The organism is Pseudomonas sp. MWU13-2100 (assembly GCF_023242365.1).
Lineage (GTDB): Bacteria > Pseudomonadota > Gammaproteobacteria > Pseudomonadales > Pseudomonadaceae > Aquipseudomonas.
The window spans coordinates 95135-113624 of the sequence record NZ_JALLIX010000019.1; the positions used below are offsets into that span (position 1 = coordinate 95135).

At 63.5% G+C, this 18490-nt stretch carries 15 protein-coding genes and 1 pseudogene; 3 read left to right on the forward strand and 13 right to left on the reverse strand.

Features of this window, described 5'->3' with window-relative positions:
• Window positions 1-7: 7 nt before the first annotated feature.
• From M5B99_RS15345 to M5B99_RS15375, 7 genes are all read right to left on the reverse strand, one after another.
• Window positions 8-973: a peptidylprolyl isomerase gene (locus M5B99_RS15345; RefSeq protein ID WP_248804846.1), complete on the reverse strand. Its 966-nt coding sequence runs from the start codon at window positions 971-973 to the stop codon at window positions 8-10.
• 10 nt (window positions 974-983) lie between these two features.
• Complete coding sequence (narI, locus tag M5B99_RS15350) at window positions 984-1664, reverse strand: respiratory nitrate reductase subunit gamma (RefSeq protein ID WP_248804847.1); 681 nt, start codon at window positions 1662-1664, stop codon at window positions 984-986.
• Window positions 1657-2412 carry a nitrate reductase molybdenum cofactor assembly chaperone gene (gene narJ / locus M5B99_RS15355; protein ID WP_248804848.1) on the reverse strand — a complete coding sequence of 252 codons (756 nt, stop codon included), beginning with the start codon at window positions 2410-2412 and terminating at the stop codon, window positions 1657-1659. The genes narI and narJ overlap by 8 nt, the downstream gene beginning before the upstream one ends.
• 2 nt (window positions 2413-2414) lie before the next feature.
• Complete coding sequence (narH, locus tag M5B99_RS15360; protein WP_248804849.1) at window positions 2415-3953, reverse strand: nitrate reductase subunit beta; 1539 nt, start codon at window positions 3951-3953, stop codon at window positions 2415-2417.
• 11 nt (window positions 3954-3964) lie between these two features.
• Complete coding sequence (locus M5B99_RS15365) at window positions 3965-7732, reverse strand: nitrate reductase subunit alpha (protein ID WP_248804850.1); 3768 nt, start codon at window positions 7730-7732, stop codon at window positions 3965-3967.
• A gap of 67 nt (window positions 7733-7799) precedes the next feature.
• Window positions 7800-9197, reverse strand: coding sequence for a NarK family nitrate/nitrite MFS transporter (locus M5B99_RS15370; RefSeq protein WP_248804851.1), 1398 nt, complete (start codon window positions 9195-9197; stop codon window positions 7800-7802).
• Window positions 9175-10479, reverse strand: a complete 1305-nt coding sequence (locus tag M5B99_RS15375) for an MFS transporter (RefSeq protein WP_248804852.1) — start codon at window positions 10477-10479, stop codon at window positions 9175-9177. The genes M5B99_RS15370 and M5B99_RS15375 overlap by 23 nt, the downstream gene beginning before the upstream one ends.
• Window positions 10480-10794: 315 nt before the next feature.
• Here M5B99_RS15375 and M5B99_RS15380 point away from each other — a divergent pair, with 315 nt between their 5' ends.
• The 3 genes from M5B99_RS15380 (at window position 10795) to M5B99_RS15390 (ending at window position 13735) form a co-directional block, all read left to right on the forward strand.
• Entirely contained in the window at window positions 10795-12597 is a 1803-nt protein-coding gene (locus M5B99_RS15380; protein WP_248804853.1) for a HAMP domain-containing protein, read from the forward strand.
• On the forward strand, window positions 12594-13241 hold the full coding sequence (narL, locus tag M5B99_RS15385) for a two-component system response regulator NarL (protein WP_248804854.1): 648 nt from the start codon (window positions 12594-12596) through the stop codon (window positions 13239-13241). Before M5B99_RS15380 ends, narL begins: the two co-directional genes overlap by 4 nt.
• A gap of 104 nt (window positions 13242-13345) precedes the next feature.
• Window positions 13346-13735 carry a putative zinc-binding protein gene (locus M5B99_RS15390; RefSeq protein ID WP_248804855.1) on the forward strand — a complete coding sequence of 130 codons (390 nt, stop codon included), beginning with the start codon at window positions 13346-13348 and terminating at the stop codon, window positions 13733-13735.
• A gap of 27 nt (window positions 13736-13762) precedes the next feature.
• Here the strand turns inward: M5B99_RS15390 and ubiT are convergent, their stop codons facing one another.
• From ubiT to M5B99_RS15420, 6 genes and pseudogenes are all read right to left on the reverse strand, one after another.
• Complete coding sequence (ubiT, locus tag M5B99_RS15395) at window positions 13763-14233, reverse strand: ubiquinone anaerobic biosynthesis accessory factor UbiT (RefSeq protein ID WP_191486970.1); 471 nt, start codon at window positions 14231-14233, stop codon at window positions 13763-13765.
• The gene (locus tag M5B99_RS15400; RefSeq protein WP_248804856.1) at window positions 14227-15117 is read right to left on the reverse strand and encodes a U32 family peptidase; all 891 of its coding nucleotides are present in this window, start codon (window positions 15115-15117) and stop codon (window positions 14227-14229) included. The genes ubiT and M5B99_RS15400 overlap by 7 nt, the downstream gene beginning before the upstream one ends.
• 10 nt (window positions 15118-15127) lie before the next feature.
• Window positions 15128-16123, reverse strand: a complete 996-nt coding sequence (gene ubiU / locus M5B99_RS15405) for a ubiquinone anaerobic biosynthesis protein UbiU (protein ID WP_248804857.1) — start codon at window positions 16121-16123, stop codon at window positions 15128-15130.
• Window positions 16124-16254: 131 nt separating this feature from the next.
• Window positions 16255-17490: a gephyrin-like molybdotransferase Glp gene (glp, locus tag M5B99_RS15410; protein ID WP_248804858.1), complete on the reverse strand. Its 1236-nt coding sequence runs from the start codon at window positions 17488-17490 to the stop codon at window positions 16255-16257.
• Window positions 17487-18041, reverse strand: coding sequence for a molybdenum cofactor biosynthesis protein B (gene moaB / locus M5B99_RS15415; protein WP_248804859.1), 555 nt, complete (start codon window positions 18039-18041; stop codon window positions 17487-17489). The genes glp and moaB overlap by 4 nt, the downstream gene beginning before the upstream one ends.
• Window positions 18042-18232: 191 nt before the next feature.
• Window positions 18233-18490, reverse strand: a pseudogene (locus M5B99_RS15420) (hypothetical protein); the annotation flags it as partial.

Here is an 18490-nt window from a genome sequence, read left to right on the forward strand (position 1 = left end):
CAAGTCGTCACTGCACCAGCGGTGAGTCGGCACCCTGCAGGCGAATGCCGCGAATATCCGCCGCACCGATCAGGGTTTGCAGGTACTGCACCAGGGCTTTTTGCCAGACACCCTGCTGCAATTGCGTGCGAATCGCCGTCGACACCGCTTCATAGGGCAACGGCTGGCCTTCGATCCGCTGGTCGACACTGACCACATGCCAGCCGTAGCGGCTTTCCAGGGGTTTGCCGGCCAGTCCCGGGGCCAGGGTGAACAACTGGCGCTCGAACTCCGGCACGGTCTGACCCTTGCTGATCTGCCCCAGGGAACCGCCCTGGGCCTTCGACGGACACGCCGAATAGCTCACGGCCAGCTCGGCGAAACTGCCGGGCACATCCTCCAGGCGCTGCAGCAGGGTTTCGGCTTGATCGCGGGCCAGCACCCGGGCCTCGGCATCGTCCGGGGCACACTCGAGCAGGATATGCCGCACCGCCAGCAACGGGGCGCTGTGGAAGCGGTCCCGGTTGTTGTCGTAGTAACGCAGGCACGTAGCTTCGTCACACTGCGGAACCTGCACCTCGCGCTCGAGCAACAAGCGTGTCGCGGCCTCCTCTTCGTTCTCGCCGGCACCGACCTGCAGCGCCAGGCCCAGCTCGGCGATACGCTGTTGCAGCAACTCGCGGATCACCAGCGCCCGGGCGGCCTGGTACAGCGCCTCCTCACGGCTTTCAGCCGGGTGATATTGCAGCTCCTGGGCCAACGCCTGCGGGCTGATCGATACCGCGTTGACGCTGATGATCGGCCACTCCTGCTCGCTACTGGCGATCAACTGCGCCGGGGCCTCATCGGTCCCCGCCGGTTCCGGTGCAAGCGCTTCGAACTGCACCGCCCCGGGCGCGACAACGTCGGCCGGCGCGGGCGCCGAGGCCTGGGTTGAAGATCCGCAGCCACCGCTGCCGCCTTTACCACCGCCACATCCACATCCACCTGACATGATTATCTCCTCAGATTTTCTGCCGAACGATTTGATAACGACGTCCCAGGTACCAGATCGGCGCACTGACGATGTGCACCAGCCGGGTAAAGGGGAACAGCACGAACAGGGTCAAACCGAGAAACACATGCAGTTTGTAGATCAGGCCGACCGGGGCGATGGACGCCGCCGCTTCCGTCGGACGCAACAACACGGTGTTCTGCGCCCAATCGGCAAGCAGCACCATCACCGAACCGTCCATATGCTCGGTGGACGCGACGATCGTCAGCAGACCGAGCACCAGTTGCACCAGCAGCACCAGCAGTACCAGGATGTCCGAGGCGCTGGAGGTGGCGCGAACCCGTGGGTCGCTCAGCCGCCGATTGACCAGCATCAGCAGGCCGACCAGGCACAACAGGCCGAACAACCCGCCGGAGACCATCGCCAGCAGTTGCTTGTTCTCGGTGCTGATCAGATGGTGATAGACCGCCGAGGGCGTCAGCAGCCCGACGAAATGCCCGGCCAGAATGAACAACACCCCGATATGGAAGAAGTTGCTTGCCACGCGCATCCCGCGCTGGTTGAGCATCTGGCTGGAGCCGGCCTTCCAGGTGTACTGCGACAGGTCGAAGCGTGCCCAGCTACCGATCAGGCAGATCGCCACGGCCACATAGGGATAGACCCCGAACAACAACAGGTTCCAGTTAGACATTACCGACCTCCACGGCCGGCGCGGCGGCCAGCCCTTCATGCTGAAAATCCACCCAGTGCAACGGCACCGCGCTTTCTTCCCGGGCCTTGCCCGGGGCACTTGGCAGCGAACCGCAACGGTCCTGTTGCTCGGCCTGGAGGAAGTCCACCGCCTCCTCCTCCCAGACCTTGTCCAGCGCCTCCAACGAGTCGTCCCGCGGCTCGGCGGCGACTTGCGCGCGCAGCTCGGCCACCGCCTGCAAGGGTTCGGCGCCGGCAATCTGCAGCAAGGCCCGGAAGCAACTGGCATAGGCGCTCTCACGCTCATCCAGACGAGCCGCGAGCAAGGCCAGCAGGTGCGCGACATCGGCAAGGCCCTCGCGGGCCTCGAGGTCTTCGCGAGTGGAGAGGAACTCCAGGTACAACGGGATATAGTCGGGCAGCTCCTTGACGCCGATGGCAAAGCCGGCGGCTTCGTATTGCGCCATCATGTCGACCATCGCCTGGCCGCGGTCACGGGACTCGCCGTGCACATGTTCGAACAGCAGCAGCGACAGCGAGCGTCCGCGACCGAACAGCGCACCGTAGTGCTCCTGTCCGTCCATCAGGTCGTTGGCGCAGATCAGTTCGAGCAATTCGAACAACGCACCGCGCTGCGTCGGGCTGATTTCCCGGGCCTGGATGATCGCCTGTTCCAGTTCGTCACGGCCACTCACCAGGGTTTCGGTGGGATAGTCGAGCAGCAGCGAAATCACTTTGAGAATGCGCATGCTCATTCCTCCCACAACTGCACGGTTTTCAGGATGTCGCGGCGATTGGCCTTCTTCGCGCCGAACATGTTGGTGTCGGAACTGCCGCTACAGCCGCTGCCGAAACTGAAGCCACAACCGGAGCGTTCGGCAAAGGCGTCGCTCATGGCGTCTTCACGGTGCGCGCTGGGCACGACAAAGCGGTCCTCGTAGTTGGCGATCGCCAGGTAGCGATACATTTCCTCGACCTGGGCCACGCTCAAGCCGACATCCGCCAGCACTTGCAGGTCCTGGACCCCGTCGACCTGCTCGGAACGTTTGTAGGCGCGCATCGCCAGCAAGCGTTTCAAGGCGCGCTTGACCGGTTTCTCATCGCCCGCCGTCAGCAGGTTGGCCAGGTAGCGCAGCGGAATGCGCAGGCTGTCGACATCCGGGATCACCCCGTTCATGCCCACGGTGCCAGCGGTCGCGGCATTCTGGATCGGCGACAGTGGCGGCACGTACCAGACCATCGGCAAGGTGCGGTATTCCGGGTGCAGCGGCAGCGCGAGCTTCCAGTCCACGGCCATTTTGTAGACCGGCGAACGTTGCGCCGAATCGATCACCGACTGCGGCACGCCATCGGCCAGGGCCTGGCGGATCACCGCCGGGTCGTTCGGATCGAGGAAGATCTCCAGTTGTTTCTCGTACAGATCCTGCTCATTGGCGGTGCTCGCCACTTCGGCGATACGGTCGGCGTCGTACAGCAGCACCCCGAGGTAGCGAATGCGCCCGACGCAGGTTTCGGCACAGACCGTCGGCATCCCGGCCTCGATACGCGGGTAGCAGAAAATGCACTTCTCGGACTTGCCGCTTTTCCAGTTGAAATAGATCTTCTTGTACGGGCAGCCGCTGATGCACATGCGCCAGCCGCGACATTTCTCCTGGTCGATCAGGACAATCCCGTCTTCCTCGCGCTTGTAGATCGCCCCGCTCGGGCAGGACGCCGCGCACGCCGGGTTGAGGCAGTGCTCGCAGAGGCGCGGCAAATACATCATGAAGGTGTTTTCGTACTCGCCGTAGATGTCCGCCTGAATCTGGTCGAAGTTCTTGTCCTTGCGCCGCTTGGCAAACTCGGTACCGAGGATCTCCTCCCAGTTCGGGCCCCATTCGATTTTCTCCATGCGCTTGCCGGTGACGATCGAACGTGGCCGCGCGGTGGGCTGATGCTCGCCCAGCGGCGCGGTGTGCAGATGCTGGTAATCGAAATCGAAGGGCTCGTAGTAGTCATCGAGGCTGGGCAGGTCCGGGTTGGCGAAAATATTCGCCAACACACGGAATTTGCCGCCGATCCGTGGGTTGATCGAGCCGTCGGCATTGCGGATCCAGCCGCCCTTCCACTTGTCCTGGTTTTCCCATTCCTTCGGGTAGCCGATCCCGGGTTTCGATTCGACGTTGTTGAACCAGGCGTACTCCATGCCTTCGCGGCTGGTCCAGACGTTCTTGCAGGTGATCGAGCAGGTGTGACAACCGATGCATTTGTCCAGGTTCAGGACCATGCCGATTTGTGAGCGAATCTTCATCTCAGTTCTCCTCAATCCAGCTCGGTCGGCAGGGGACGCGGCAGGTCATCGCCGGACGAACCGTCGAGCCAGTCGACTTTGGCCATCTTGCGCACCACGACGAACTCGTCGCGGTTGCAACCGACCGTGCCGTAATAGTTGAAACCGTAGGCCTGCTGGGCATAGCCGCCGATCATATGGGTCGGCTTGAGCACCACCCGGGTGACCGAGTTGTGATGGCCGCCACGGGTCTTGGTGGTTTCCGACCCTGGCACGTTCACGATCCGCTCCTGGGCGTGGTACATCATCACCATGCCTTCCTTGACCCGCTGACTGACCACCGCCCGGGCGGTCAGCGCACCGTTGACGTTGAAGCATTCGATCCAGTCGTTGTCCTCGATGCCGGCGCGTTTCGCGTCGATTTCCGAAAGCCAGACAATCGGCCCGCCACGGCTGAGGGTGAGCATCAACAGGTTGTCGCTGTAGGTGCTGTGGATGCCCCATTTCTGGTGCGGGGTGATCCAGTTCAGGACGATTTCGATTTCGCCGTTGCCGCGCTTGCCTTTCACCCCTTCGATAGTCCGGGTGTTGACCGGCGGCCGGTAGCTCATCAGTTGCTCGCCGAAGGCCTGCATCCACGGGTGATCCTGGTAGAACTGCTGGCGGCCGGTGATGGTGCGCCATGGAATCGCTTCATGAACGTTGGTGTAGCCGGCGTTGTAACTGACGTGATCGTCCTCGAGCCCGGACCAGGTCGGGCTGGAAATGATCTTGCGCGGCTGCGCCTGGATATCGCGGAAGCGAATCGCCTCGTGGGCCTTGGACAGGGCCAGGTGACTGTGGTCGATGCCGGTGAACTCGGACAGCGCGGCCCAGGCCTTCACCGCCACATGGCCATTGGTTTCCGGGGCCAGGGAGAGAATCACTTCAGCGGCGTCGATAGCCGTGTCGATCTTCGGCCGGCCCTGGCTGATGCCCGCCGCGCCTTCGCGGTAGTTCAGCTCGCCGAGGAATTTCACTTCCTCCTCGGTGTTCCAGTTGATGCCCTTGCCGCCGTTGCCGTGCTTCTCCAGCAGCGGCCCGAGGGAGCTGAACTGCTTGTAGATATTCGGGTAGTCACGCTCGACCACTTGCAGGTTCGGCGCGTTCTTGCCCGGCTGCGGGGCCACCCCGGCGGTTTTCCAGTCGGTGCCGCCGAATGGCTGGGCCAGTTCGCCGACGCTGTCATGCATCAGCGGTACGGTGACCAGATCCTGCTCGACACCCAGGTGCCCGACCGCCATGGCCGAGAACGACTTGGCAATGCCCTTGTAGATCTCCCAGTCCGAGCGCGATTCCCAGGCCGGATCGATGGCCGCCGACAGCGGATGGATGAACGGGTGCATGTCCGAGGTGTTCATGTCGTCCTTCTCGTACCAGGTTGCGGTCGGCAACACGATGTCCGAGTAGACGCAGGTCGAGGACATGCGGAAGTCCAGGGTCGTGACCAGGTCGAGCTTGCCGATGGCGCCTTCGTCGACCCATTCCGCCTCTTCCGGCTTGCAGTCGCCGACCTGGCCGATGTCTTCGTTCATCACCCCGTTCTTGGTGCCGAGCAGGTACTTGAGCATGTACTCGTGGCCCTTGCCCGAGGAGCCCAGCAGGTTCGAACGCCAGATGAACATGTTGCGCGGGAAGTTCACCGGGCTGTCCGGCTGCTCGCAGGCAAAGCGCAGGGAACCGTCCTGCAGCGCCTTGACCACATAGTCCTTGGGCGGCAGGCCGGCGGCCGCGGCATCGCGGCAGATATGCAACGGATTGGTGTTCAACTGCGGGGCACTGGGCAACCAGCCGGCGCGCTCGGCGCGGATGTTGTAGTCCAGGGCATGCTCGGGGAACTGGCTCTTGTCGGCCAGCGGCGAGAGCACGTCGTGCATGCTCATTTTCTCGTGGCGCCACTGCGAACTGTGGGCGTAGAAGAAACTGGTGCCGTTCATCTGCCGTGGCGGACGGCTCCAGTCCAGGCCGAAGGCCAGGGGCAGCCAGCCACATTGCGGGCGCAGCTTTTCCTGACCGACATAATGCGCCCAACCGCCACCGGTCTGGCCGACGCAACCGCAGAGCATGAGCATATTGATCAGCCCGCGGTAGTTCATGTCCATGTGGTACCAGTGGTTCATCGCCGCGCCGACGATGATCATCGAGCGGCCACGGGTCTTGTCGGCGTTGTCGGCGAACTCACGGGCGATCTGGATCGCCTTCTCGCGGCTGACGCCGGTGATCTGTTCCTGCCAGGCCGGGGTCCCGGGGACACTGGCGTCGTCGTAGTCGCGGGCCACGTTGGCGCCGCCCAGGCCACGGTCAATCGCCAGGTTGGCCGCCGACAGGTCGAACACCGTGGCGACCTTGACCTGGCTGCCGTCCGCCAGGGTCAGGCTGTGCACCGGCACGCGGCGATATTGCACGGCCGCGCCGGCCACATGCTGGAAGTGTTCCTGGGACTCGCCGGCAAAATACGGGAACGCCACTTCGGCAACACCATCGCCGATCAGGCTCAGTTTCAGATCGATCTCGCGCCCTTCCCCGCCTTCACGGGCAAGGATGTTCCACTTGCCCTTCTCGCCCCAGCGATAGCCGATGGAGCCCTGGGGTGAAACCAGTTCGCCGCTGGCATCCAGCGCGATGGTTTTCCATTCCGGGTTGTTCTCCTGGCCGAGGTTGTCGGTCAGGTCCGAGGCACGCAGGAAGCGGTCCGGTTGATACCCGGCACCCGGAGCGACCCCAAGCATCGGCTTGAGCAGCACCAGTACCGGCAGGTCGGTGAAACGCTTGGCGTATTCGGTGAAATAGGCGCTTGGCTTGTCCAGGTGGAATTCTTTGAAGATCACATGGTTGAACGCCTGGGCCAGCGCCGCATCGGTGCCCTGCTTGGGGTTGAGCCAGAGATCGGTGAGCTTGGCCACTTCCGAATAGTCGGGGGTGATGGCCACGGTCTTGGTGCCCTTGTAGCGAACCTCGGTGAAGAAGTGCGCGTCGGGGGTACGGGTCTGCGGGACGTTGGAACCCCAGGCGATGATGTAGTTGGAGTTGTACCAGTCGGCCGACTCCGGCACGTCGGTCTGCTCGCCCCAGACCATCGGCGAGGCCGGTGGCAGGTCGCAGTACCAGTCATAGAAACTCAGGCAAACCCCGCCGATCAGCGACAGGTAGCGGGCCCCGGCGGCATAGCTGACCATCGACATGGCCGGAATCGGCGAGAAACCCACCACCCGGTCAGGACCGTACTGCTTGATGGTGTAGACGTTGGCCGCGGCAATGATCTCGTTGACTTCTTCCCAGTTGGAGCGAATGAAGCCGCCCATGCCGCGCTTGCTTTTATAGGAGTCGGCCTTGACCTTGTCCTCGACAATGCTGGCCCAGGCTTCGACCGGTTCCAGGGTCTGGCGCGCATCGCGCCAGAGTTTGAGCAGCGGCTTGCGGATCTTCGGGTACTTGAGGCGGTTGGCGCTGTAGATGTACCAGCTGTAGCTGGCCCCCCGCGGGCAGCCGCGCGGCTCGTGGTTGGGCAGGTCGTTGCGGGTGCGCGGGTAGTCGGTCTGCTGGGTTTCCCAGGTAATCAGACCGTTCTTCACGTAGATCTTCCACGAGCACGAGCCGGTGCAGTTGACCCCGTGGGTCGAGCGCACGATCTTGTCATACTGCCAGCGTGAACGGTAGACATTCTCCCAGTCACGGGACTCCTTGCGGGTCTCCCCGTGACCGCCGGCAAACTCGCTTTGCTTGCGGTTGAAGAACCGCAGTTGATCCAGTAAATGACTCACGGTGTACACCTCTCAGGCTTCGCGGGGTTCTGTGCCCCGCCCACGCAATGGTTGGATTCGGCTCGACTCAGCAGGGTGTCGCGGCGCCTTTGCGCGCGTACCACCACCAGGTCACCACGATGCAGCTCAGGTAAAAGCCGACGAACATGTAGAAGGCCATCTCCGGGCCGCCGGTCTGGGCCATCGAAGTGCCGAAGGATTTCGGAATGAAGAACGCACCGAAGGCGCCGACCGCCGAACTGAAGCCCAGCACCGCGGCCGATTCCTTGCCGGCATTCTTCAGCGCCTGCTCGCGAACCTCGGGCGCCTGCCCGGCGGAGAATTTTTCATGCAGGGTGCGGAAGATCACCGGGATCATCCGGAAGGTCGAACCGTTGCCGATCCCGGTGGTGATGAACAGCAGCATGAACAGGCCGAGGAAACCGTAGAAGTTGCCGCCCACACCGTTGTGGGGCAAGAAATGCAACACACCGAAGACCATCACGATCATCGCCACGAAGTTCCACAAGGTCACCTTCGCGCCGCCAAGCTTGTCCGCCAGCCAGCCACCCAACGGCCGGACCAGGGCACCGACCAAGGGGCCGAGGAAGGCGAATCTCAAGGCGATGACATCCGGGAAGGAGGTCTTGATCAGCAGCGGGAACGCCGCGGAAAAACCGATGAACGAGCCAAAGGTCGCCAGGTACAACCAGCACATCAGCCAGTTGTGCTTGCGTTTGAAAATCACCGCTTGCTCGCTGAACGAAGCTTTGGCGCTGGACAAGTCGTTCATGCCGAACCAGGCCGCCAGCGTTACCGCGAGAATGAACGGCACCCAGATGAACCCGGCGTTCTGCAGCCACAACTGGCCACCGTCCGGCAGGGCTTGCGGCGAACCGCCCATGACGCCGAAGGCACCGAAGGTAATCACCAGCGGCACACAGAACTGCATCACCGAGACACCCAGGTTACCCAGGCCGGCATTCAGCCCCAGGGCCGTGCCCTGCTGCGACTTGGGGTAGAAGAAGCTGATGTTGGACATGCTCGAGGCGAAGTTGCCGCCACCAAAACCGCAGAGCAAGGCAATCAACACGAACACATTGTAGGAGGTGCCCGGGTCCTGCACGGCGAAGCCCATCCAGATCGAGGGCAGCAGCAGCGACGCGGTGCTCAGGGCGGTCCAACGACGGCCGCCGAAGATCGGCACCATAAAGGAGTAGAAGACCCGCAAGGTGGCCCCGGACAACCCCGGTAATGCCGCCAGCCAGAACAGTTGATCGGTGGTAAAACTGAAGCCGATGGCGTTCAAGCGCACGATCACCGTGCTCCAGACCATCCACACGGCAAAAGCCAGCAGCAGCGCGGGAATGGAAATCCACAGGTTGCGCGTCGCCGTCTGTTTGCCGCTGCCCCCCCAGAACGCTGGGTCCTCCGGGCGCCAGTCATGAATGACCGGGCCGCTGTCAGGCTTTTGTAGAACGGACATATTCGTCTCCTTGGACAAGGCTGGTAAACGGGGCAGTGGCGAGCGCGGGCTGTCGACCCAACAGCGGGCGCCGGCGAACTTCGCTGAAGTACATCCAGGTCAGGGAGACCCAGACCACGCCGTACATCAACATGAAGCAGGAGGAGCGCACGCCGGTCAGGTCCACCAGCGCACCGAACAGGATCGGCAGGACGAAGCCGCCCAGGCCTCCGGCCAGGCCGACAATGCCGGACACCGCGCCCATGTTTTTCGGGTAGTCATTGGCGATGTACTTGAAAACCGAGGCCTTGCCGAAGGCGAAGGCGATACCCATGACAAACAGCAGTCCGGTGAACAGCGTCGGGCTCAGGCCGATGTGCAGGTCCAGCGGGCCATTGATGGTTTGCACTTGCAGTTGGGTCTGCGGATAGGACAGCAGGAACAGGCAGATCCAGCTGACCCAAAGCACCCACCAGGTCACGCTCTGGGCGCCCCAGCGATCCGACAGCCAGCCGCCGACCGCGCGCAGCACCCCGCCCGGCAGGGAAAAACAGGCGGCCAGCAGCGCCGCGCTCTGCAGGCTGAAACCGTATTCCTGCACGTAGTATTTGGTCATCCACAAGGCCAGCGCGACATACCCACCGAAGACGATCGAGTAGTACTGGCAGTAGCGCCATACCGCCGGATCCTTCAGTGAAGCAAGCTGTTCGCGCAGCGGGGTGCCCGAAGCACTGCGGTGCGCCTTGTTCTCGGCACTGAGAAACCAGAACAGCAGCGCGGTGATAAAGAGGATCGCGCTGAAGACCTTCGGCACCAGGTGCCAGCTGCCCGCGGCGATCAGCGCCGGGGCGATGAACTTGGTCAGCGCGGAGCCGGCATTGCCGGCGCCGAAGATGCCCATGGCGAAGCCCTGGTTGTCCTGGTCGAACCACTTGGCCACATAGGCGATACCGACGGAAAACGAACCACCGGCCAGACCGACGAACAGCCCGAGGACCAGGAACTGCCAATAGGTCGTGGCGTAGGTGATCAGGTACAACGGCAACACGCAGGACAGCATCAGCAGGAAAAATACGCTGCGCCCGCCAAAGCGGTCGGTCAGCAGCCCCAGCGGCAAGCGTGCCAGCGAGCCGGTCAGGACCGGGGTGGCGACCAGCAGGCCGAACTGGGTTTCATTGAGCTGGAGCAGTTCCTTGATCGGTACGCCGAGCACGGCAAACATCATCCAGACCATGAAACACACGGTGAAGGCCAGCGTGCTCATGCCCAGCACCAGGCCTTGTCGTACACGCGGTTGGGTCATGTCGCTCTCCAGATCAGTTAGCCATGGCCGCAGACTAGAGAGGCATACCCCGGAAAAACTTGATCCTTATCAACGAAGTCCAAGGGGTTCCAGGCCTATGCTGGCGACACCTACCTCCAAAGAGGTAGAACGAAAAAACCTCTGAACCCTTTGTTTATCAGCCTCTTGCCTTCGTTACGCGAAGTATTTTGGGGCTGCGAACGATCGACAACTCTTTAGAGGTAGAGCGCCAGGGACCGGCAGCAACATCATTGCCAGCCATCCCCTGGAGTTCGATATGCCCGATGTTCCCGTCGTTGCCCCAGGGCGACAGCCATGATTCGCTGGTTGCGCAGCTCCCTGCCCGCCCGCGCCGGGCTCGCGGTGATCCTGATCGCCGTGCTGGCCCTGGCCAGCTCGTTGAGCGCCGGACTCATCGCCTGGTTCAGCCAGGGCGACGCGGCCGCCATCAACACCGCCGGCTCGGTGCGCATGGAGACCTATCACCTGTGCTGGAAGCTGGCTGCGGGGGCCGGCAGCGCGGAAATCAACGGCATCACCGACAGCCTGCAACAACGCCTCACCAGCCAGCCACTCAAGGCGGTGCTGGAAGATGGCGCGAGTCTCGACCTGCAAGCCAGCTACCAACTGATCCAGCAAAACTGGAAGGAAAATCTGCGCCCGGCGCTGGAGCGTGGTGATATCGACTCGTTTCAAGCCGGGGCTCCGCCCTTCGTTGAACAGTTGAACCAGTTCGTCAGCCTGCTGCAGCGCCAAAGCGAGCACAAGCAAGCCTGGCAACAGGTGATCCAGGGCGCGGCCCTGTTCACCACCATGATCGTCCTGTTGCTGGGGCTCTACGAACTGCAGTACGGGGTGATCACCCCGCTCAAGGAACTGGTGGAGGCGACCCAGCGTTTTCGCCGTGGCGACTTCCAGGTACGGGTCAACCATCAATCCCAGGACGAACTGGGAGAGTTGGCCACCAGTTTCAACGCCATGGCCGAGACCATCGAGCAGTCCCACCGCACCCTGGAGACTCAGGTCCGGCAAAAGACCCTGAACCTGCAACAGGCCAATGCCGCCCTGGAACTGCTCTATCAGAGCAGTCGCAGCCTGGCCACGCGCCTGGCCAATGCCGAAGGGCTGGATGAACTGATCCGCCGCTTCCAGCAGCGCCTGCCCGGCTTGAGCCTGTCGCTGTGCCTGCAAGGCCGGTTGCAGGCTCCGGCCCAGCAACTGCTCGTCCTGCATGGCGCCAACAGCCGGGATGTGTGTGCCGGCGGTCACTGCGCCACCTGCCAGAAGCATCACCAGGGCAACCCGCAAAGCTTCAGCATCAGCAACCAGGGCAGTGAACTGGGCGAGCTCAAGGCGCACTTCGTCGACGGACACGCGCCGCAAGCCTGGGAAACCAAGCTGATCCAGGCCCTGGCCAACCTGATCGGCACCTCGCTCTCGCTCAAACGCCAACGGGAACAGGACCATCGCCTGCTGCTGCTCGAAGAGCGCACCATCATCGCCCGCGAACTGCATGACTCCCTGGCCCAGGCCCTGTCCTACATGAAGCTGCAAGTCAGCCGCATGCAGACCCTGATGCGCCGTGGCGAACCGGTGGCGACCCTGGAAAGCGTCACCGCCGAACTGCGCGAGGGCCTGAACAATGCCTACCGTCAGTTGCGCGAACTGCTGACCACCTTTCGTTTGCAGATTCACGACGCCGGGCTGGTCCAGGAGCTCCAGGACACGGCCGAGGAGTTCTCCAGCCGGGGCGATTTCCAGGTTCACCTGCACGTCGACAGCCTGGCCTTCGAACTGTCCGCCAGCGAGCAGATCCACATGCTGCAGATCACCCGCGAGGCACTTTCCAACTGCCTGCGCCACGCCCATGCGCAGAACGCCTGGCTGCAACTGCGCCAGGACGGCGAAACCGTGCGCCTGTCAATCGAGGACGATGGCCGTGGCTTCAGCGGCAGCGTCGACCAACGCGAGCATCACGGTCTGAACATCATGAAGGAACGTGCCCGCAGCCTGCATGGACAGCTCCAGATATTTTCCCGGGTGCCCCAGGGCACGCTTGTCCAGATGGAGTTCCGACCGGAGTTTCTCGGACAGCCAACAGAAGGTAGCCTCACATGAAACTGTCCTCGCAATACCGGATCCTGCTGGTCGACGACCATCCGATGATGCGTCATGGCATCCGCCAGATTCTCGAACTGGAAGAGGATTTCCTGATCGTCGGCGAAGCCAGTCACGGCGAAGAAGCCCTGGCACTGATCGAGCCGCTGCAACCCGACCTGGTGCTGCTCGACAACAACATGCCGCGGATGAACGGCATCGAGACCCTGCGCTGCCTGCGCGCCATGAACTATCGGGGCAAGGTCCTGCTGTTCACCGTGTCCGACGCCGAAGACGATATTCGCGATGCGCTGCGCCTGGATGCCGACGGTTATCTGCTCAAGGACATGGAGCCCGAGTTGCTGATCCAGTACATCCGCGATGCCCTGAACGGCACCCTGGTGATCAGCCCGGGCCTGACCCGGGTTATGGCCCAGGCGCTGCGCTCGCCACCACGCCAGGTCGAAGTCGAGCTGACCGAGCGCGAACGCCAGGTGCTCAAGACCATTGCCGGCGGCCTGAGCAACAAGGTCATCGGCCACAAGCTGGGCATCACCGAAGGCACGGTCAAGGTTCACGTGAAGAACCTGCTGCACAAGCTCGGCCTGCGCTCGCGGGTCGAAGCGGCGGTGTGGGCCATGGAGCATCTGCGCGGCGCCAGCTGAAGCGCATGGCCCCCGCAAGCCCCGGCGCGGGCGGACTTGATCGCAATCAAGGCGCGGCGCTGGCAGCCTTGCACACTGGAGGGGTCCATCAGCGGAGAACGTTCATGCCCCTTTCATCCTTGCCTCTGGTTTACTCCTGTTCAGGCTGCTCCAACGTCGCCCAACTGGCCAACACCCTGGCCCTGCGCCTGGATCGCGAGGGCCTCGCGCAAATGTCCTGCATCGTCGGAGTCGGCGGGCATGTCGCCGCGCTGGTCAACAAGGCCCGCTCGGGACGACGGATCCTGGCGCTGGACGGCTGCCCGCTGCAATGCGTCGAAAGCTGTCTGCAACAGCATGGCCTGCGAGCCGATATGCACCTGATCCTCAGCCAGCACGGCGTGCGCAAACGCTACGGCGAAGATTGCAGCCCGGCACAGGCCGAGGAGCTGTTTGCCGAGATCGGGCAACTGCTTGAGCATGACCGGCAGCCAGCCCCACTGCCGCTCAGTTAAGCCCCCCGCCACCACTTCAAACCTGCCTCAGCCCGCCGCCAGGCCCTTCCCGGCACGTTCCAGGTTGCGCCATAGCCAGGCCGGCAGGACCTCGGGGTCGAGGCTGTCGATCAGGTTCTTCAGGGTCAAGCCCAGCTCGGTGTCGCCCTCGATGACCAGGCGCCGACGAAAGAACAGCGTGTCCGGATCTTCCTGGCGACTGGCCAGGAGCAGGAACTCCCGCCAGTTGCCGCTGATAGTCACATCGGCCCGGGCCCGCGCGGCAATCTGCAAGCCCTCGCGGCCTCGGGTCAGGTACCAGGTCAGCCCCAGGTCGGGCACCCGCAGGCACAACCAGCGGCCGCGCAACAGGTCGAACCGACCCTCACTCAACGGCTCGGCGAAACAGCGGTTGAGCCCCTGCTGCAAGGCCAGCCGTTGCAGCCCGAACGGCACCCGGCGGACCAACGGCAGCAAGCGGTCGGCACCGCGCAACAGCCACTTTTTCCGATTCAACACAGGCCCACCTCCTCGACACGCAACATCCCGGCCTGGCCATGCCAATAGCCGTTGCAGCCGTCCACAAACAACGGTGGCGTCTCGCCCTGGCGGACCCGCTGATAGGCCGCGATCACCTCGGCCATGCCCTGCGCCCGAGGGCTCAGGCGTAACAGATCGGCACCGCAGGCGACCAGCCCGGCATAATCGGCCAATAGATTGGTGACCTCGGCCGACATGGTCTGAATGCCGTTGAGGGTGAACAGCGGCTGGCCTTCCTGACTGCTCAACGCCAGGCCATCAGGGTATTCGATGCAGCAGAACTGGCAGTCGTCCTTGGGTCGGTTTTGCGCGCGGGCGGTGAAACAGCGCGCCGAATAGGCCAGGGGCAAATGCCCATAGGCAAAGACTTCGACTTCCGGCAGCGCCCGGCCCAGTTCGCGCACCTGGTCGAGCACCGCGCGGATCAGCGCCGCCGAACACTCCACCGGTGGTACCCAGCGGATCATCCCGCAATCGAGCAACTGCCCAAGGGCATGCCCGTTGTACAGGTTCAGCGCCGGGCCAGCGACGAAGGGCAGCTGGCGTTCGGCGAGAAACTGCACCGCGCCCATATCGTTGGCTTCCACCAGCAACTCGCCGTTGTCGCACAGGCGCCGCAGGCTGGAGAGTTCCGACGCGGCCTCGATCAGGGTCAGGCTCGACAGCACCAGTTGCGCCTGGGAGCAGCTTTGCAACTCGCGTCCCAGGCCCAACCATTGATCGAGGGAAAAGGCCCGGCGTTTCGAACACACGGTTTCCCCCAGGTAGATCACATCCAGGGGCAAGGCCGACATCTCGGAGTAAAACTGCCCCAATTGCGTTTTGTCCCAGTAAAACAGCACGGGTCCCAGGCTGAGCTTCATTTCCAGTCCCTCATTGCCAGGCTCGATGATAAGCACCCAGAGTGGTCTGGCTGCCTTCGGACAAACCGGCCAGCGCCTGGCGCCACTGGTCCTTGACCGCAAAGCTGTGGGGCTGGGCGCGATAGGCATCCAGCGCGGCGCGCCAGACCCGGGTGACCTGTTCGACATACGCCGGGCTGCGTTGGCGACCTTCGATCTTCACCGCGGCTACCCCGATCGCCGCAAGCTCCGGCAGCAGGTCCAGGGTGTCGAGGCTGGTGGGCTCCTCCAGGGCATGGAAGCGCTTGCCCTCGACCAGGAACCGGCCCTTGCACAAGGTCGGATAACCGGCCGGTTCATCGGCGCTATAGCGGTCGATCAGGACTTCGCTAAGGCGTGCGCTCAAACCCTCGGCGTCTTCACTCCAGCGCACCGCCTTGGCCGGCGAACAGACGCCGCACAGGTTCGGCGACTCGCCGGTGATATAGGAAGACAGGTGGCAGCGCCCTTCGGCCATGATGCACAAACTGCCGAAACCGAAGACCTCGATGGGCACCGAACTGCTCGCCGCGACCTGGCGCACCTGGGCCAACGACAGCACCCTGGGCAACACCGCGCGGCGGATGCCGTAGCGCTGCGCGTAGAACGCCAGCGCGCCGGCATGGGTCGCCGAGCCCTGCACCGACAAGTGCAGGGGCAGTTGCGGATGACGCTGGCTGGCATAACTCAAGACCCCCGGATCAGCGGCGATCAGCGCGTCGACGCCCAAGTCGGCGGCGCGATCCACCGCCCGCTGCCAGCGCTCCCAACCCGCGGGCTGCGGGTAGGTGTTGACTGCGACATAGAGTTTGCGTTGGTGCTGGCGAATATGCGCGACCGCCGCGTCGAACTGCTTGTCGTCCATGTTCAAGCCGGCGAAGTGCCGGGCATTGGTGTCATCGCGAAAGCCGACGTAGACGGCATCGGCGCCTTGGCGCACAGCCGCTTTCAGCGCAGGCAGATTCCCTGCCGGGCAGACCAGTTGCATGGGTAATCCTCATGAAAGAACTTGTCTCGCCCCCCGTGCACTGCGTGTAGCCAGCAGGCCCGGGGCGATCGACAATGCGCTGCCAGTCTAGCGAGACCGGCAGCCACGGCCTTGACGGCAATCAATTGCCGTTACTGCATCAGCTCGGCGAAGGACAGGAAGCTGACCGGGTCGTGCTTGCGCACCTGCTGTTCGCACTCGACCAGCGCCAAACCATCGGCCCAACAAGCCGCCGTCAACATGGCCGAGCTTTGCTGCGGATGCAGTTCCACCCATGCCTGGCCGTCAGCCCTGGGCACCAGCCGGGCCCGCAGATACTGCCGGCGCTTGTTGCGCTGCAACCAGTCGAAACCCGCCGGCAGGGCCAGTGGTCGTGGCAGCACGTCGCTCAGGCCCTGGGCCCTGAGCAGGAACGGGCGCAGCACCACCAGGGCGGTGATCAGCGCCGCCGAGGGATTGCCCGGCAGGCCGAGCCACGGCTTGCCGGCCACTGTGCCAAAGGCCAACGGCTTGCCCGGCTGGATCGCCAGGCGCCAGAAATCCAGGCTGCCGAGCGCCTCGATGGCCTGTTTGAGATGATCCTCCTCGCCCACCGAGACGCCGCCCGAGGTCAGCAGCAGATCGCATTCCGAGGCGGCCAGGCTCAAGGCATCGCGACTGGCGGCCAACTCATCGGCCATGACCCCGTAGTCATACACCTCCATCCCCCAGCCCCGCAGCAACGCCGACAGGCAATAGCGATTACTGTTGTAGATCTGCCCCGGCGCCAGGTGCTGGCCCGGCTCGCGCAACTCGTCGCCACTGCTCAACAGGCACACCCGCAACGGTCGATAGACCTCAACCCGGGCGATCCCGACAGCCGCCAGCAAACCCAACTCCTGGGCGCGCAAGCGCTTGCCGGCGCCGAGCAGCAACTGGCCGCGGCGGACCTCCTCGCCCTCCTTGCGTACATGCTCGCCGGCAATCGCCGCCGGTAACCAGACCAGCCCTTCGTTGGCCCGACAATGCTCTTGTGGTACCACGGTGTCGGCTCCCGGCGGCAACGGCGCGCCGGTAAAGATCCGCGCCGCCTGCCGGGGCAGCAAAGGCTCCGCCGCCGCTTGCCCGGCGGCAATCCGCCCGCCCAGGGTCAACCAACCGCCTCCCGGCGGCAGGTCGGCGGCACAGCAGGCATAACCGTCCATGGCGCTGTTGTCCCAACCGGGCAGGCTCAGCGGCGCCGTCAGATCCCGCGCCAGCACCCGACCAAGGGCCTGATCCAGGGCGATTGTCTGAATCTCCGGCGGCGGCGGCGCCTGGTCGAGCAGATGTTCGATGGCCTGGTCCACTGGTGTCAGGTGGCCGCTGTCGCAGACCCGGCCGTTCATGAGCGCACCTCGCAGGCCTCGATCGCTCGCTGCGCCTGTGGCTTGAGGTGTGGCGCGAAATTGCACGGGCCGGTGCGGCTGTCCAACTGTTCGAGGAGGATACTGTTCCAGGCGGTGCGGCAAGCCCCCGGCGAGCCCGGCACACAACAGACCAGCACGCCATTGCTCATCCCGGCGAGGGCTCGTGACTGCAGGCTGGACATGCCGATTTCCGCCAGCGACACCTGGCGGAACAACTCGCCGAAACCGTCCACCTGTTTGTCCAGCAACGGCAGCACTGCTTGTGGTGTGTTGTCACGCGCGGTGAAACCGGTGCCACCGGTCATCAGCACCACCTGGACCTTGGGGTCGGCGATCCAGTGCGAGAGTCTGGCGCGGATCTGATAGATATCGTCCTTGACCAGATCGCGGTCGATCAGCACATGCCCGGCGGTTTGCAGCAAGTCGCTGAGGGTCTGCCCCGAGGTGTCGGTATCCGCGGTGCGCGTGTCGCTGATGGTCAGTACGGCGATGTTCAGCGGTTCGAAAGTGCGTTGCGTCAGATGGGCCATAGCCAGCCTTCCCGTAGATGAAGATCGGCCCAAGCCTGAACCGAAATACAATGTGAACCTATTCCTCCAAGGAGGTACCTCGACCGGACGGCATGAGCAACTGGGATGCACTGAGTTCGGTGCGCAGGTAGGACCGGACGTCGGTCAGGTCGCGGCACTTGCTCTGGAACAGACTATGGCATTCGAGATTCCTACTTCGAAAGCGCTGGCACTGGCGTTAATACCGTGCTCCAAAGCCCCACCTCGGCGTAGCTGCCACCGTTGAAGATGAACTGAGGCCCGGTGCCGCGTTGAAGGTTCTGCGTCGCGGCGGCAATCGCCAGCCAGGGTAATGTTTCGCCCGGATGTCCCAACAATGCATCCAGGTTGTGAAGTCCCTGGTTCGGCTTGAACGGCATCGCTGCGTCAACCAACACGCTGGCTATTGCGACTTCACGTTGTGGATCAAT

What these genes read in the sequence shown, in the direction of transcription:
- M5B99_RS15345 (WP_248804846.1), bottom strand. Translation starts at nt 973, where the DNA reads ATGTCAGGTGGATGTGGATGTGGCGGTGGTAAAGGCGGCAGCGGTGGC.
- narI (WP_248804847.1), bottom strand. Translation starts at nt 1,664, where the DNA reads ATGTCTAACTGGAACCTGTTGTTGTTCGGGGTCTATCCCTATGTGGCC.
- narJ (WP_248804848.1), bottom strand. Translation starts at nt 2,412, where the DNA reads ATGCGCATTCTCAAAGTGATTTCGCTGCTGCTCGACTATCCCACCGAA.
- narH (WP_248804849.1), bottom strand. Translation starts at nt 3,953, where the DNA reads ATGAAGATTCGCTCACAAATCGGCATGGTCCTGAACCTGGACAAATGC.
- M5B99_RS15370 (WP_248804851.1), bottom strand. Translation starts at nt 9,197, where the DNA reads ATGTCCGTTCTACAAAAGCCTGACAGCGGCCCGGTCATTCATGACTGG.
- M5B99_RS15375 (WP_248804852.1), bottom strand. Translation starts at nt 10,479, where the DNA reads ATGACCCAACCGCGTGTACGACAAGGCCTGGTGCTGGGCATGAGCACG.
- M5B99_RS15380 (WP_248804853.1), top strand. Translation starts at nt 10,795, where the DNA reads ATGATTCGCTGGTTGCGCAGCTCCCTGCCCGCCCGCGCCGGGCTCGCG.
- narL (WP_248804854.1), top strand. Translation starts at nt 12,594, where the DNA reads ATGAAACTGTCCTCGCAATACCGGATCCTGCTGGTCGACGACCATCCG.
- M5B99_RS15390 (WP_248804855.1), top strand. Translation starts at nt 13,346, where the DNA reads ATGCCCCTTTCATCCTTGCCTCTGGTTTACTCCTGTTCAGGCTGCTCC.
- M5B99_RS15400 (WP_248804856.1), bottom strand. Translation starts at nt 15,117, where the DNA reads ATGAAGCTCAGCCTGGGACCCGTGCTGTTTTACTGGGACAAAACGCAA.
- ubiU (WP_248804857.1), bottom strand. Translation starts at nt 16,123, where the DNA reads ATGCAACTGGTCTGCCCGGCAGGGAATCTGCCTGCGCTGAAAGCGGCT.
- glp (WP_248804858.1), bottom strand. Translation starts at nt 17,490, where the DNA reads ATGAACGGCCGGGTCTGCGACAGCGGCCACCTGACACCAGTGGACCAG.
- moaB (WP_248804859.1), bottom strand. Translation starts at nt 18,041, where the DNA reads ATGGCCCATCTGACGCAACGCACTTTCGAACCGCTGAACATCGCCGTA.